The sequence below is a fragment of the Pseudoalteromonas sp. CF6-2 genome, from assembly GCF_021729425.1.
In the GTDB taxonomy this organism is placed as follows: domain Bacteria; phylum Pseudomonadota; class Gammaproteobacteria; order Enterobacterales; family Alteromonadaceae; genus Pseudoalteromonas; species Pseudoalteromonas arabiensis.
Window position 1 is genome coordinate 1,521,330 of sequence record NZ_CP091442.1, and the last position, 15,073, is coordinate 1,536,402.

Annotated in this window: 18 protein-coding genes; 4 read left to right on the forward strand and 14 right to left on the reverse strand. The window is 40.9% G+C overall.

Annotated features, from left to right (window positions below):
• Window positions 1–18 precede the first annotated feature (18 nt).
• The 3 genes from L3Q70_RS07055 to L3Q70_RS07065 all read right to left on the reverse strand — a co-directional run bounded on the left by L3Q70_RS07055 (window position 19) and on the right by L3Q70_RS07065 (window position 2,180).
• Complete coding sequence (locus L3Q70_RS07055; RefSeq protein ID WP_062568846.1) at window positions 19–435, reverse strand: hypothetical protein; 417 nt, start codon at window positions 433–435, stop codon at window positions 19–21.
• Between the two features lie 170 nt (window positions 436–605).
• Window positions 606–1,526, reverse strand: a complete 921-nt coding sequence (locus L3Q70_RS07060) for a M14 family metallocarboxypeptidase (protein WP_062569392.1) — start codon at window positions 1,524–1,526, stop codon at window positions 606–608.
• A gap of 63 nt (window positions 1,527–1,589) precedes the next feature.
• Window positions 1,590–2,180 (reverse strand): hypothetical protein, encoded by a 591-nt coding sequence (locus L3Q70_RS07065; protein WP_062568847.1) that lies wholly within the window; start codon window positions 2,178–2,180, stop codon window positions 1,590–1,592.
• 160 nt (window positions 2,181–2,340) lie between these two features.
• Here L3Q70_RS07065 and L3Q70_RS07070 point away from each other — a divergent pair, with 160 nt between their 5' ends.
• Complete coding sequence (locus L3Q70_RS07070; protein WP_062568848.1) at window positions 2,341–3,378, forward strand: AI-2E family transporter; 1,038 nt, start codon at window positions 2,341–2,343, stop codon at window positions 3,376–3,378.
• A 19-nt stretch (window positions 3,379–3,397) separates the two neighbouring features.
• Here the strand turns inward: L3Q70_RS07070 and L3Q70_RS07075 are convergent, their stop codons facing one another.
• The 5 genes from L3Q70_RS07075 to L3Q70_RS07095 form a co-directional block, all read right to left on the reverse strand.
• The gene (locus L3Q70_RS07075; RefSeq protein ID WP_237115130.1) at window positions 3,398–3,787 is read right to left on the reverse strand and encodes a hypothetical protein; all 390 of its coding nucleotides are present in this window, start codon (window positions 3,785–3,787) and stop codon (window positions 3,398–3,400) included.
• A gap of 16 nt (window positions 3,788–3,803) precedes the next feature.
• Window positions 3,804–5,141: an ATP-binding protein gene (locus tag L3Q70_RS07080; protein WP_193988680.1), complete on the reverse strand. Its 1,338-nt coding sequence runs from the start codon at window positions 5,139–5,141 to the stop codon at window positions 3,804–3,806.
• Window positions 5,135–5,809: a response regulator transcription factor gene (locus L3Q70_RS07085; RefSeq protein ID WP_062568851.1), complete on the reverse strand. Its 675-nt coding sequence runs from the start codon at window positions 5,807–5,809 to the stop codon at window positions 5,135–5,137. The genes L3Q70_RS07080 and L3Q70_RS07085 overlap by 7 nt, the downstream gene beginning before the upstream one ends.
• A gap of 2 nt (window positions 5,810–5,811) precedes the next feature.
• A complete protein-coding gene (locus L3Q70_RS07090) occupies window positions 5,812–6,063 on the reverse strand; it encodes a PepSY domain-containing protein (protein ID WP_062568852.1) in 252 nt (83 codons plus the stop codon).
• A gap of 160 nt (window positions 6,064–6,223) precedes the next feature.
• Window positions 6,224–6,523 carry a YciI family protein gene (locus tag L3Q70_RS07095; RefSeq protein ID WP_237115131.1) on the reverse strand — a complete coding sequence of 100 codons (300 nt, stop codon included), beginning with the start codon at window positions 6,521–6,523 and terminating at the stop codon, window positions 6,224–6,226.
• A gap of 176 nt (window positions 6,524–6,699) precedes the next feature.
• On the opposite strand from L3Q70_RS07095, the gene L3Q70_RS07100 reads away from it, so the two are divergent.
• Complete coding sequence (locus L3Q70_RS07100; RefSeq protein WP_237115132.1) at window positions 6,700–8,124, forward strand: sodium-dependent transporter; 1,425 nt, start codon at window positions 6,700–6,702, stop codon at window positions 8,122–8,124.
• A 51-nt stretch (window positions 8,125–8,175) separates the two neighbouring features.
• On the opposite strand, the gene L3Q70_RS07105 is transcribed toward L3Q70_RS07100, so the two are convergent.
• Window positions 8,176–8,814, reverse strand: a complete 639-nt coding sequence (locus L3Q70_RS07105) for a CPBP family intramembrane glutamic endopeptidase (RefSeq protein WP_062568855.1) — start codon at window positions 8,812–8,814, stop codon at window positions 8,176–8,178.
• A 58-nt stretch (window positions 8,815–8,872) separates the two neighbouring features.
• Window positions 8,873–9,460: an inner membrane-spanning protein YciB gene (locus L3Q70_RS07110; protein ID WP_062568856.1), complete on the reverse strand. Its 588-nt coding sequence runs from the start codon at window positions 9,458–9,460 to the stop codon at window positions 8,873–8,875.
• Between the two features lie 162 nt (window positions 9,461–9,622).
• Here L3Q70_RS07110 and L3Q70_RS07115 point away from each other — a divergent pair, with 162 nt between their 5' ends.
• Entirely contained in the window at window positions 9,623–9,922 is a 300-nt protein-coding gene (locus L3Q70_RS07115) for an HU family DNA-binding protein (RefSeq protein ID WP_338053563.1), read from the forward strand.
• Window positions 9,923–10,059: 137 nt separating this feature from the next.
• Entirely contained in the window at window positions 10,060–10,632 is a 573-nt protein-coding gene (locus tag L3Q70_RS07120; protein WP_062568858.1) for a type 1 glutamine amidotransferase domain-containing protein, read from the forward strand.
• Between the two features lie 62 nt (window positions 10,633–10,694).
• Here L3Q70_RS07120 and trpA read toward each other — a convergent pair whose 3' ends face one another.
• Genes trpA through trpD form a run of 4 tightly spaced genes read right to left on the reverse strand, consistent with a single transcriptional unit; the run spans window position 10,695 to window position 15,072 of the window.
• A complete protein-coding gene (gene trpA, locus L3Q70_RS07125; protein ID WP_062568859.1) occupies window positions 10,695–11,507 on the reverse strand; it encodes a tryptophan synthase subunit alpha in 813 nt (270 codons plus the stop codon).
• A complete protein-coding gene (trpB, locus tag L3Q70_RS07130) occupies window positions 11,504–12,688 on the reverse strand; it encodes a tryptophan synthase subunit beta (RefSeq protein ID WP_062565365.1) in 1,185 nt (394 codons plus the stop codon). Before trpB ends, trpA begins: the two co-directional genes overlap by 4 nt.
• Window positions 12,689–12,695: 7 nt before the next feature.
• Window positions 12,696–14,060, reverse strand: coding sequence for a bifunctional indole-3-glycerol-phosphate synthase TrpC/phosphoribosylanthranilate isomerase TrpF (gene trpCF, locus L3Q70_RS07135; RefSeq protein WP_237115133.1), 1,365 nt, complete (start codon window positions 14,058–14,060; stop codon window positions 12,696–12,698).
• Window positions 14,053–15,072 carry an anthranilate phosphoribosyltransferase gene (gene trpD, locus L3Q70_RS07140; protein ID WP_062568861.1) on the reverse strand — a complete coding sequence of 340 codons (1,020 nt, stop codon included), beginning with the start codon at window positions 15,070–15,072 and terminating at the stop codon, window positions 14,053–14,055. Before trpD ends, trpCF begins: the two co-directional genes overlap by 8 nt.
• Between the last annotated feature and the right edge of the window lies 1 nt (window position 15,073).

The following is a 15,073-nucleotide window of genomic DNA, read 5'->3' on the forward strand; positions in this document are numbered from 1 at the left end:
AGACGACGAAATGGCTTGTTAACAAGCCATTTCAGCGAATTCAAGTTGTTTTAAAACATAGGCTTTGGCGCTTTGCAAATCATCAAATAAACAATCAAGAATTTGTATTGGAGCTTCAGCTTCTGCAATGATACGTTTCATTTGATTAAGTACAATTGAAGAACTGAACATATATGCTGTGGCAATACAGTTTGTACCCTGTAAAGCGCGAAATAAATTGGCAAAACTTCGTTCTGCATCAGGAGTCGTTGCAAGTAGGTGTGTAGAATGACTAATGTAAGCCCACGGACGCCCAGCTAAAGCACTGACATGCTTTTTTAAACCCGTAGCGAAGTTGTTGACTAAACGTGCGTTTATATTACCAGAAAATTGTCCAATAATAATTGAACCTTCAGTGATGATACTGACACTGCCATAGTGATTCTTAAATTCCAATTTGCTTCCCTTTCGAATTAAAAAGAGCGCGAATTTTATACAATTCACAGAACCTGTCTAGCTATTTATTGTACAATTCAAAAAAAAGCATAAAAATTCTATTTTTATGCTTTTTTCTGGGTTTTTGTTTTGCTTTTTTGTTTTAAATGAATAATTTAATTGTTTAGTATTTAAAGGTTGGATAACTTTTTGTTAACAATGTAGTCAAGAGCACCTGTAATTGCCGCTACTTGAGCATCGACACAAATTTCGCTACTTGCTTGAGGGCTATCAGGGTAAACCTCAGTTGTTGTAACAAATTTTGCATCAGTTAAGCCCATACATAAGCCGAGCTTTTTTGCTTCGTAATTAATCACACCAAACTGAGTTTGCGGCACACCAATCAACTGATTATTCTCATCACTTGGGGCGATGTGGGTAACTTTTTCAACTGATTTGATAATTGCCGTTTGGAATGCATGTTCAGGACGTTCGCTGTCAGCTACAAGATAAAATCCATCTGGTATATTCCAATTGTCATGTGTTTTGGCATCGCGGGCTGCAAGCGCTGGACGAAACTCGCTATTATCAGTGTCGGTTGTTTCATGGAGATCAATATGTGCGTAAGGTGCAATTGAATTATCAGCTAGGTACTGCATGATTGCTGCTGATTCTTGCGCAGGACTATTTTGATAAAAAGAGCGGTTTGGATCAGTTGCAGTCGGATTCCAACGGTTAATAGTTTCGTAACCCCAAGGGCTAATACAAGGTGCAATCAAAATATTAAAGTGTGAAAGGTAATCGGTAGCTGCTTTTTTGGCAAATGCTAATGCGCCGTGCACGCCACTCGTTTCATAACCGTGTACGCCACCTGTTACTAACACGCATGGTTTGTTATTTAGCCAATTTTTGCTTTTTAAAATGAAAAGTGGATAGCTATTAATGTCATAGTCAAGCGTACCATAGCGTTCAACATCGAACTTTTCTGATAAAGAATCTAGCTGTGATACAACATCATCTGAGTAGCTACGCTTTACTGATTGAAGCGCAAGCCATGCTTTTTTGTCTTCATCATTCCAAGGTGTACCAGGGGTTCCGATAGGATAACTCATAAAATACCTTATTTGGATTTGCTGCAAAAAAGCGAGCTTATCGAAGCGCAGCATGTCATGCAACTAGATGAGTTCAGTCGTTATATTTCCTTGTTCATATAACTTTGCGTGATGATGTTTGTGAATGTCGAATAAGTATTGACGCATTGCATCTTGGCCTTCACATACTTTAATAATTTTAGCGGCAATGCCTTTGCTGGTTGCTCTAACTGGTTTAGCTCTAATCATCACATGTTCTTGGTTGGGTAAGTTAAAAGCAAGTGTAATTTCTTGCTCTAAGACAGCCTCTGCATGTTTTGGTTGTAATAGTAGCCCAGTACTCGATAGTGATAAAATAACATACTTTTCTGTTTGCAGGTCAAGGTCGGGTGTCCGCCAACTCCTTTCAACTCCTTTTGTATCAATTACTTCGGGAGCGCTAAGAACCGGCGTTAATTGGCCTCTTTCATCTGTCGTGAACTCTAATGGAAACCACAATTGGTATATACCTACTTCTGCCAATAGTGTTAGCTTGGCATTTTTCAGCAATCCACTCAGTTTATCTGGTAGGTTGAGATTTAATGACATTTTAGTGTTGATAGGGTCATCAATACTTTGTTCAGCCTCAAACAGGCTATTAAAAAAAGACAACTCTTGCTCTGATAAATGCGTCATCCCTAGCTCCTTTTAAGTACGACTGCTCAATGGTAACTTAAGGTCATAGTTTGTTCAAATAATGTGTACAAAGTAGGCATTAACTGTGCCAGTTCTGTAGAGATTTCTTTTAGAGTCTATTTGACTTACACTGGAGAAAATAATTCACAAGGATTTTATTTTGTCGAGTTTGACTGGTGTAAATAAAAGTTTAGTTATCTTTGCTGCTTTAGTTGTTGTTTTAGCAGGTATTAAAGCTGCAAGTGTAATTGTAATCCCTTTTGTTTTGGCAGCTTTTATTGCCATTATATGTAATCCTCTGATCCGTTTTTTTGCCAAATATGGTATTCCCAAGGTTATTGCCGTGATTTTCGTCATGATGATGATTGTAGGTGTGGGGATAAGCCTTGCCGGATTAGTCGGCCAATCTATGACAGATTTCTCAGAGAACCTACCTGAATACAAAGCTCAGTTAAAAGAAAAGTTTGTGTGGGTTGTTAATGTGGCTGCCAGCTATAACATCCTGATTGATAAAGAGCAGATTATTTCTTTATTTGACCCCGGTAAAATGATTGATGTGGCTACAAATATGCTCACTGGCCTTGGTGGGGTAATGGCAAATATGTTTCTCATTATTCTCACGGTAGTATTTATGCTGTTTGAAGGGCCCATGCTAAGCAAAAAAGTACATATGGCATTAGATGACCCTGAAATGAAAATGAAGCAAGTTGATCGTTTTTTAGATTCAATTAATTCTTATCTAGCGATAAAAACGTTAGTAAGTTTGGGTACCGGCCTGCTTGCTGGTTCTATGTTGTGGGCACTTGGTGTTGATTACTTTGTGTTATGGGGGGTTGTGGCATTCATGCTCAATTATATCCCTAATATTGGGTCGATTATTGCGGCCGTACCGGCGGTATTATTAGCTTTAATAACACAAGGCCCGCTTGTTGCTGGGGTTATTGCGGGTGGATACCTAGTAATAAATACGGTTATGGGTAACATCGTTGAGCCTAAATTTATGGGTAAAGGTTTGGGTTTATCAACGTTAGTTGTATTCTTGTCTTTAATCTTTTGGGGTTGGTTGATGGGAACAGTTGGAATGCTGTTATCCGTACCATTAACTATGATAGTTAAAATAGCCCTCGAAACAAGCCAAGAAGGGCGTTGGCTCGCAACTTTACTAGGAAACGGTGAAGAGCTTAAATTAGATGACTAAAAGGCGCTGATGCGCCTTCTTACTTTAATGGGCGCTTTAACACACTTAGGTGCTGATTAAGTATGTTGATTTCACATTGTTTGTAGGTGATAGCTGCCTTAGTTGCATTTGGCATTTTCTGTAAGTAACGCCAACGACAACTATCCTCTTGGTAGCTGGCTTGGTTTTTTACACTGCGTAAAAATATAGGTAATAGTTGGCTATTACCTGTATCTTCTTTTATCTTTTCCAGATCTAGAGTCAGTTTATTCACCCACATTTTTTGTTCGCGTTCCAAATCCGCAATGACTTTATCTAAGCAACGAATATATTGCTTTGTTTCAGCAGGTGTATTGCCGTGTAACGTGCATTGCTCTTGAGCATCGATAGAGAATGCTTGAAATGATATAAATCCTAAAAAAACTGTCAATATCGGGTGTTTCATATTATTTTTTATCACGATAGTTAAACTCTAAAATAAACTCAGCACCACCAAGCTTTTCGGAGTCACCAATTGTTAAGTGGCCATTATAAGAGTTTACTAAGTCCGACACGATAGCCATACCAACACCATGACCACTTTCATAAGTGTCCAATCGGGTGCCTCTTGTTAATAATGATTCACGCTTGTCAACGGGCACGCCAGGTCCATCATCACTGATACTGATTGTCAAAGATTTACTTTGCAAAACTTTGATGTCGACTTGTGAGCGGCATGCTTTACAGGCATTATCAATTAGGTTTCCTAACAATTCCATTAAGTCAGTTTTGTCACCTAAGAAGTAATCTTTCTCTGTTACTTCACAAGTAAAAATAATATCTTTTTCACGATAAACCTTCGACATGGCACTCAAAATTGAATCAATAATGGGCTTCACGAGAGTCTGTTTTTTCCATGTGTCAGACGCACCAGTGGCGGCTCGCTTTAATTGATGTTCGATCATCACATTGATGCGATCTAACTGCTCTTGAGCGTCAGCATCATTAGCAAGTGGGCTGGACTTCAGTACAGCCAATGGGGTTTTTAACGCGTGTGCTAAATCGCTTAACGAGGCACGATAGCGCTCCTTTTGACGTTGTTGCGACTCAAGTAATAAATTTAAATCCGCCTTAATTGTTTGTAGCTCAACTGGGTAAAGGCCTTTAATCTGCTGATTATCGCCAGACTCAATAGATTTGATCTCTTTGTCTAAACGTTGCAAGGGTCTTGCGCTCCAAACAAAACCGATGGCCATTAATGCGGCGATTGCCACGCCCATAACATACATCCAGTTAACCAATGTTTGTTTAAATCCATCCATTAGCCTTAGTAGCGCATCATTACGTTTTAGCAAAATAAACCGTGCATGTTCGGATTGATCTATGTTTTCTAGAATAACGGTCAGGGTAAGCTGCCAATAAACCACATTATTATATTCAACACGGCGAAAATCTGCTGAACCAGCTGGGGCTTCGAATTCGTCAGGAATAAAATTAATATTCGTTGCTGATTCAGAGTACCAAACAGGTAAATCCCCACGATAAATCATGGCGTAAGTATCTGAGTTTAGTCTGTTGAGTTCTGGTGTGAGAATGGTGCTTGGCATCACTATGCCGCGCTCTGTAAAGTCGACTTCAGAAATAAGTGAGTATAAATGGGCTTCGAGCGTTTTTTCGGTCGCTTCGACCAAGGAGGCGTAATAAGCCTTACCAATTGAGAAAAACAAAATCGGTAAGGCAACTAATAAAACAAAGACAAGGATAAATCCTTGTCTTACTTTAAGCGGTATTTGCGATGCTACCACTGACTTTTAAGCCTGTAACCACGACCACGTAATGTTTCTACAGGATTTAGTGTACCGTCGGGGTCAAGCTTTTTACGTAAACGAAGTACGAATACTTCAATTACGTTTGAGTCAAGATCAAAGTCTTGGTCATAAATATGCTCAGTTAGCTCTGACTTAGAGATCACTTTTTGTGGGTTAACCATTAAGTACTCAAGTACTTTGTATTCATATGCTGTAAGGCTAAGCTCTCTGTCATCTACCCATACTTGCTGAGAGCGAGTATGAATTTTGATTGGACCAGCGGTCATTTCTGGGTTTGCTTTACCCGCACTACGGCGAATAAGTGCGTTACAGCGTGCAATTAACTCTTCAACATGAAACGGTTTAGTAAGATAATCATCAGCGCCCGCATCTAAACCTTCTACTTTATCTTGCCAACGGTCACGCGCCGTTAAAATTAAGATAGGAATAGTAATACCTTGTGCACGTGCTTTTGTGATCAGTTCAATACCATCTACTTTTGGTAAGCCTAAATCGACTACTGCCATATCAAGAGGGTATTCTGTAATATGAAATAAACCAGCTTCGCCATCGTGACAAAGATCTACACTGTAGCGCTCTTTCTCAAGGGCATTACGTAAATTGTCTGCCAAGTGTAAATCATCTTCAATTACTAAAATTCGCATTTTTAATCCTTTTTCACTTCGCCAGTCTTTTTGTTCACATGGATATCGACCACGTGTCCGTTCGTTTTTAATATTCTAACGGTATATACTTTTTCTTGCTCTGTGATTTTGAGGGTTCTACCGTCTTCCGCTTTTTTTGCAATCAACACTGCTTGCTTTTTACTGACCTCATCAGCTTGCTTGTTACTTGCAGCTGCTTGAAAGCTCGAAAGTGCAAATAGTAGGCTAAAACTGAAGGCTAATAATACGCGCATGACGGGAAACTCCTAAACCAGACCCATTTAGTTTAATTAACCAAGTAACTAAAACTCAAGTAAAAACGTTAAATTATGTGATTTAACGAGATGATCTTAGTTAACAAGCAGTGAACAAACACTGAATTATTGCAGCAGGAAAGTTCACTCTAGTTAAAAATTAACCAAAGACCTTTTTAAATGGCTTTACAACTGAATTATCATAAACGCCAGCTGCAATATAAGGGTCGTTTGCTGCCCATTCCCTTGCTGCTTCTAATGAATCAAACTCAGCAACCACTAATGAACCTGTAAAACCTGCTTCAGCAGGGTCTTCGCTATCAATGGCTGGTAGTGGGCCTGCTGTAAATAAACGATTTTGATCGTCTAATTCCTGAAGGCGAGCTAAGTGAGCAGGGCGAGCAGATTTACGTGCGTCCAAACTATTCTCAACGTCTGTTGAATAAATCATATACAGCATAATGTGTTCTCAATGTTATTTTGAAAAAATAGTAGCATATTCTGCTGAGTAGACGAGAGATTATTTGCGTAATAATCTTTACACAAACCCATATAACTTTAACTTATAAAGCTTGAAATACGCGGTATAACACTGGTAGAGTCGCTTGATTGAGAAAATAATAATAAGGTTTTTAAATGAGCGAAAAACGCGAGCATTTTAGCTCCCGCCTCGGTTTTATTTTAGCGGCAGCCGGTTCTGCTGTAGGTATCGGAAACTTAGTGGGTTTTCCTGTTTCCGCTACAAAAAATGGTGGTGGTGCTTTCCTGTTAGTCTATGCATTGTTTGTCATTTTTATCTGTTTGCCTGTAATGATGGCCGAAATGGCAATGGGTCGTAAAGCGCAAAAAGATCCTCTCGGTTCTTACAAATTATTGGCGAGCAATGATCCTAAATGGAACTTTGCGGGCTTTTTAGCGGTACTAACGCCATTTATGATTGCTGTGTTTTACATGGTGATCACTGTGTGGATTTTTGGTTATTTATCGCAAACCGCATTTGGTAATTTAGGTGCTTTAGCTCAGCCTGATAACTTTGGTACCTTTATCAATAGCTATACCGTGTTTGGTTATATGGCTGTAGTTGCAATCATCGTTAACTTGATCTTGGTTGGTGGTGTAAAAGAAGGTATTGAAAAAGCAGCTAAGTTTATGATGCCGGCTTTATTTGTGTTACTTACCGCGCTGGTGGTTTATGTATTAACACTTGATAACGCGATGGCGGGTGTAAAGTATTACATCGTACCTGATTTTAGTAAAATGAGTGCGAGTGTACTTAATGGTGCGCTAGCTCAAGCGTTCTTCTCACTGTCGTTAGGTATGGGTATTTTAATGACCTATGCATCATATATTTCTAAGAAAGATGATATCGTTGGCAGTGCTAAAATGGTTGCGGTAACCGATTCCTTGGTTGCGTTTATTGCCGGTCTTATGGTGCTTCCAGCTATTTTTAGTTTTAACCCAGATACTGATCCAAGTACTTTATCTGACTCATCGGTGTCGATGATTTTTGTATATCTACCAAAAATTTTATTAGCATTACAAGCTGATATTGGCTACGTGGGTGCATCAATTGTTGCGTTTGTATTCTTCTTACTCGTCTTTTTTGCGGCAATTACGTCACTTGTATCGATTGTAGAAGTACCAACAGCAACATTAAGTGATCGTAAGGGTATCAGCCGTAAAAAAGCATTGGCTATCCTAACTTTATCAACAGGCGTATTAACTGTGTTGTGTACCATGTCGTTTGGTATGGTTGACTCACTTACTCAGTTTGTTAATTATGGCGGCGCAGATAAGAGCTTATTTGATATTGTTTATGATGTGTTTTACGACACAATTTTACCGCTTAATGGCTTAATGGTGTGTTTATTCGTGATGTACCGCTGGAAAAAAGCAAACCTATCAGCAGAGCTAAGCCAAGGCTGTGACGGCTATATCGGTAGCTTTACAGAGAAGTATGTGAACTTTTCGCTATCAACGTTTATCCCTGCAATTTTATTACTCATTTTTGTAAATACCGTCGCAACGAAGTTTTTTGCATTTAGTATTTTCGGATTTTAAAAGCCAACTCAATATTTAGCCGCGCACTTTGGCGCGGCTTTTTTATATTCGCTAAATAGCCCCTGCATCTAAAACATCACCTAGCCCCAAAGTAAACATCCAAAGCCCCCATAAGCTGTGTTCAATAACGCACGCAAAGGTCGAGCGGCTTTGCGCATAAGTGTAAGAAAATAATAGCCCACCTAAAAATGCCAGCAGTACGGCCAATACATTCGCATAGACAATGTGAGCTAACGCAAACACCGATGCACTGACAATGATACGCACGGTTTTACTTGGCATAATGCGTTTGTAGCGGTGGAAAAAGTAGGTTCTGAAAATAAGCTCTTGTGGCATCACCGATAAAATTGGGTAGAGTAATAGCAACATTAGCCAATCATAAAAAGAATTTCTGGGCATCGAAAACCAGTTTTCTTGATTCATGATGCCGTAAAACATGCCTGAGAATAGTGCTCCTAAAAAGAAGAAGCTAAACAAGCGACGTTTGACTGCACTAAATTCACCTAAGCTGGTTAACCTTAAGCGTTTGAAATGAGGATCAGACAAAAGCAACATGCTGCACACGGCCATTAAAATAATAAGGGCAGGTATAAGCCAGTTAGCCAAGTAGGCGCGTAGCAAGAAGCCTAAAAGCGGCAAAGAAACAAATATGAGGGTAAATTCAAACCAGCGGTAATGGTTAGCGTTCAATGTCGTCTCAGCGTGTTTTTTGTATACGCTAACAAGCTAAGACGACAGATTTATGACATTAAGATTGCTTTGAATCTTTCTCTTCATCATCTTCAGGTAAGTATTTGAAGAGCGTGATGATAGTGGCTAGTACGCACACAAAGGTAATCCCCATTAAGCCAAATACTTTAAAATTAACCCAAAAATCGAGTGAGAAATTATAAGCAATATAAATGTTTAGAGCTGATATACCACCGGTTACTGCAACCCAAAAGAGATTAAGTTTGTTCCACAGTGTTTCCGGTACCTTGATTTCTTGTTTACTCTCAGAGACATTTTCTAAAATCGAGCTAAGTGCCTTTTTTACCAAGTTTTTACCAAGCACATAGCGGCTGACTAACAAGGTAGCACTTAAGATGGCATACACAATGGTGGCCTTCCATTTCACAAACTGTTCATCATGAAAAACTAAGGTGAGAGTACCTAATACCACTGCGATGGCAAAAAACACCCAGTGACGGGTTGGCACTTTGCCGTCTTTAAAATAACAATAAGCAACCTGAATTAAGGTAGTTAGCATCAGCAATGCTGTTGCCCAATAAATATCAACTAATTTGAAAACCGCAAAAAACAAAATCAGCGGGATGTATTCAATAATCGCATGCATAGATTTATAAATGCTCTAATTTAAAAAGATACTGGGTTGTATCAAGTTATTGCTCAAGATACAAGGTTGACTTAGCTGCCCTGAAAGCTTAGCCTCCCGAGCAAATCTGGTCTAAACCGGTGTTTGGGTTATTTTACCTTATCTTTTTCCGCTTAACCTCAGATGATTAAGCGGCGTATTTTGGAGCATTTTATGAATAAAGCCGCGTTAGTGTCACAAATGGCTGCCCATAGTGAATTAACAAAAAAAGACACACAAGCTGCACTCAGCAGCCTGTTAAATGTCATCGAAAAGTCACTCTCTGAAGGTGACCAAGTACAAATCAATGGTTTTGGTACGTTTGCCCTAAGTTATTACCCAGCACGTAAAGGGCGCAACCCACAAACAGGGGAAGAAATCGAAATCGAAGGCGCTAACAAACCTGTGTTTAAGCCTGCAAAGGCATTAAAGGATGTGTTGTAAGCAGTATTTGCAAGGGTGTTGTATATTTTACAGAGCTAATAATCAAAACTTTTAAATTAGCTCTTTAATTTCATGAGGTTAACTCTGGCATATTGTCTGCTGTAATTAACTTAGGTTTACCTAAATAAGGAGATAACATGTCAGATTTAAACAGCCAACTTAATGGTAAAAAAATTGCCATCCTCGCAACTAATGGGTTTGAGCAAAGTGAGCTATTGTCACCGCGTAGTGCTTTACTCGAAGCAGGCGCTTTGGTAGAGGTTGTGTCACTTGAACGTGGTGATATTACAGGCTGGGATGAAAACCAATGGGGTGAACGAGTCAGTGTGGACCGTGTAGTCAGCGAAGCAGACTCTGCTGAATATGACGCGTTATTATTACCCGGCGGCTTATTTAACCCAGACACACTTCGCCAGAATAGCGATGCGAAAGCGTTTGTTGATGGTTTTTTCAGTGCCGGAAAAAACAAACCCATTGCCGCGATTTGCCACGGCCCATGGTTACTAGCTGAAGTTAACAAATTACGCGACCGTACAGTAACGTCATACCCAAGTATTAAAACCGACTTAATTAATGCTGGCGCTAATTGGGTTGATCAAGAGGTGTGTGTTGATGAGGGTATAGTTACAAGCCGAAGCCCTGCTGATTTAGAGGCTTTTAACCGTAAGTTTATCGAAGAAATTAAAGAAGGCATCCACCGTCATCATTAATTACTTCTCATAATCAGTTAAACACAAAAAAGGGCCTTTAAGGCCCTTTTTTATATGATAAATTACTTAGTAGCTGCTTTCATACTGGCTACAAACTCTTTTAAACCAGTAAGCATCGCTGCTTGGTCATCCAGGTTTGCCTCGATGATTTTAACAACGGCCGAGCCTGAAATCGCACCAGCGGCCCCTGACTCGAGTGCTGATTTAACATCTTCAGGTGTTGATACACCAAAGCCTAATAAAGCCGGTGCAGCATGGTAATCTTTTAGCTTTTTAACTAATGAATCTGCTGGCATTTGCGCCTTGGTTTCTGTGCCTGTTACACCTGCGCGTGAAAGAAGGTATGTGTAACCACGACCGTATGACGCACACTCTCGTAAAGTGTCATCATCAGCATTAGGCGTTGCAATAAAAATTGGGTCGATGCCATTTTTCATTGCTGTTTGGCGAAATAGCTTTGACTCATGTAGTGGTACGTCAGCCACTAAAATTGAATCGACACCCGCTTCTTTAGCATCTTGATAAAACTTTTCGATGCCACGCTTAAACACCAGGTTTGAATACAATAATAGGCCAATTGGAATATCAGCATTGTACTCACGCACTTGTTTAATGATATCAAAGCAATCTTGGGTATTGATGTTTTCATCAAGTGCACGAATGTTGGCCGCTTGGATCACCGGGCCATCAGCAATCGGATCTGAAAATGGAATACCTAGCTCAAGGGCATCGGCACCGCCATCAATTAAGCTTTTGATAATATCTACACTCAGTGCTTTATTAGGATCGCCAATAGTAACAAACGGTACAAAGGCACCTTGGTTAGTTTCGCTTAATGTGGCGAACAGTTGTCCGTAACGGTTAGTCTGGCTCATAGTGCGCCTCCTTCTGATAATACACTGTGTACGTGAGCTAAATCTTTATCGCCTCGGCCGCTTAGGTTAACCACTAAAATAGTGTCTTCGGTTTGTTGCTCGGCATATTTAAGGGCATATGCGAGGGCATGGCTTGATTCAAGCGCTGGAATAATCCCTTCGTTCTTGGCCAGTAGTTGAAATGCTTCAAGTGCCTCAGTATCAGTAATACCAACGTACTCTGCACGGCCTGTTTCATGCAAGTGAGCATGCTGTGGGCCAACAGCAGGGTAATCAAGACCAGCTGATACAGAGTAAGACTCTTCAATTTGGCCATCATCATCTTGCATAATGTAGGTATAAGTACCGTGTAAAATGCCTTTTGTGCCTTTACATAAGGTGGCACCATGCTGGTGGGTATCTAAGCCTTTACCAGCTGGCTCTACACCAATTAGTTTTACGCTTGGCTCATCAATAAAGTCTGTGAACATACCAATGGCGTTAGAGCCTCCGCCCACACAAGCAAGCACCGCATCCGGTAAGCGACCTTCAGCTTTAAGCACTTGTTGTTTTGCTTCTTCACCAATCATTTTTTGGAACTCACGCACCATGGTTGGGAATGGGTGAGGGCCTGCTGCAGTGCCTAGTAAGTAGTGAGCGTCTTTATAATTTGCTGACCAGTCACGCAGTGCTTCGTTGACTGCATCTTTTAAGGTGCCAGAGCCCGCTGTGACAGGAATAACCTCTGCGCCCATTAGTTTCATGCGAAATACGTTTGGTTGCTGACGTTCAACGTCTTTTGCACCCATGTAAACACGGCATTTTAAGCCAAGTAGGGCACAGGCTAGGGCCGTTGCAACACCATGTTGGCCGGCACCTGTTTCTGCAATCACTTCTTTTTTACCCATGCGCTTGGTTAGTAGTGCTTGACCAAGTACTTGGTTGGTTTTGTGCGCACCACCATGCAGTAAATCTTCACGCTTTAAATACAGTTTTACCTTAGGATTTTTAACTAAGTTACGTGTCAGTGTTAATGGCGTAGGGCGACCTGCGTATTCATTTAAAAGTTTTTCGAACTCAGCCTGAAAAGCTGGATCGTTTTGTGATTTATTAAACTCTGCTTCCAGTTGCTTGAGTGCTGGCACAAGCAGCTGTGGTACAAACATACCACCGAATTCACCGAAATAAGCTGGATTTTGCATTCTAACCTCAATAATTTCTGATATGCGAAAACGCATTTTGTAATTTTGTTTGACACTTTTTACCCGCTGACGCTTCAACGCCAGAATTTAGGTCAAGGCCATTGGCACCGCGATAAAGCGCTGCATGAATATTATCTGGATTTAAACCACCGGCTAACATAAACGGCACGGTTGCCGTCTCAAGCACAGACCAATCAAATGCTTCGCCTGTGCCGCCTTTTTGGCTTTTGCTGTAAGTGTCGTATAAATGGCGATCAACCCCTTCAAGCGGCTCAGGTAACTCGCCTTTAACAGCTTGGGCTTTCCAAATTTCACAGCCAAGTGGTAATTGCTTTCTGAGACTTTGAATATACTCGCTATTCTCGTCACCATGTAATTGCACCGCAGCTAATTTTAAGCTTTGTGCATAATCAACCACTTGTTCAACAGGCGCATTGACAAAAACACCCACATACGCGAGCGGGGCACTTTGCGTTACTTGTTTAGCGCAGTCGATATCGACATAACGTGGCGACTTAGGATAAAAAATTAAGCCACCATACACAGCACCACTTGTGTAGGCTGCCATCGCGTCTTGTGAGCGGGTTAAACCACACACTTTATTTTCACCTAAAATCACTTTACGACACGCGGCTTCTAGGTCACGCTCAGCCATCAGTGAGCTACCGATTAAAAAGCCATCGCACAATGGTGCAAGGCGTTTTACATCATTATGGGTATAAATGCCCGACTCAGAAATAACCACTTTGTCATTTGGGATAAGCTGACGTAAGCGCTCTGTCGTTGCAAGATCAGTACTTAAATCACGAAGGTCGCGGTTGTTAATACCGATAAGGCTTGCATTAAGTGCAAGTGCACGACTTACTTCATGCTCATTACTGACTTCAGTAAGCACCGACATATTTAACGAATCAGCCACTTTATGAAGCGCTAAATAGTGTTCGTCATCAAGGACGGAGAGCATTAATAAAATAGCATCACCACCCGATAAACGTGCTAAGTAAACTTGGTACTCATCAATAAAGAAGTCTTTACAGATAAGCGGCTGTTCTACTTGGCTGCGCACGTACTCAAGGTACTGATAGCTACCTTGGAAGTATTTTTCGTCGGTAAGCACGCTCATACAGGTTGCGTACTTTTTATAAACCGATGTAATTTCGTCTAAATTAAATGGTTCGCGAATAAGCCCTTTTGACGGAGATGCCTTTTTACATTCTAAAATAAATTGCGTGCCTGTTGCTGCTAACGCCGCTTCAAAGTCTCGCTTGGTTGGCACAACATCTCCGATGAAAGACTCAAGCGGGCGCTGTGCTTTTCTTTGTTCTAATTCAATACGTTTGTCGGCAACAATTTTGTCTAACACGTTAGCCATGACTTACCTCAATAATTGCGTTCAATGTGTCCATCGCTTTGCCTGATGCTAATAATTCACTTACCTGATCTGCGGCTAGTTTTAAATCGCTTGCTTTACCGGTTAAATAAAGAAGTGCCGCAACGTTGGCTATAATGGCTGCGTTATGCGCCTCGTCACCGTGACCTTGTAAAATCGCTAAGCTTGCTTTTGCATTATATTCTGGGCCTTGGCCCGCTAGTTGTTCAAGTGAATAGTTTGCAAGACCAAAATCGCTTGCTGTTAGCGTGTATTCGCTCAGCTCACCGTTATTTAACTCAACCACTTTGGTTGTTCCGTGTAAGGCAATTTCGTCAGTGCCTGCACCGTGAACCACCATAGCGCGTTTTGTACCAAGGGTTTTTAAGGTTTCGGCCATTGGTAAACACAGCGAAGCATCATAAACGCCAAGCAATTGCACCTCAGGGGCAGCAGGGTTGGCTAGTGGCCCTAAAATATTAAAAATAGTGCGGGTTTTAAGAGCCGTACGCACGCCCATCGCATGGCGTACACCGCTGTGATAATGCGGTGCAAATAAAAATGCAAACCCTGTATTTTCTAAACAATAGGCAGCTTGCTCTGGGCTCATATCAATATTAATACCCAAGGCTTTTAGTAAATCCGCTGATCCCGAATTACTCGACACACTGCGATTACCATGTTTGACCATGTTAATACCCGCAGCGGCGGCAACAATAGCAGCAGTGGTACTAATGTTAATGGTGTTTGAACCATCACCACCAGTACCACAGCTGTCGGCAAGTAAGGTTTTGCTGGTTTGAAATGGCACCGCATTGGCGCGCATTGATGCCGCCGCACCGGCGATTTCATCGCTCGTTTCACCTTTTAGTTTTAGGGCGATAAGTGCAGCAGTTAATTCAATATCATTAAGCTGGCCATTCATGATGGCATCAAACAATGCAGTTGCTTGCGAAAACGATAAATCTTGCTTTGCTAATAATTGGTTTAACTGGGTTTGAGTTGTTGCTTCCATG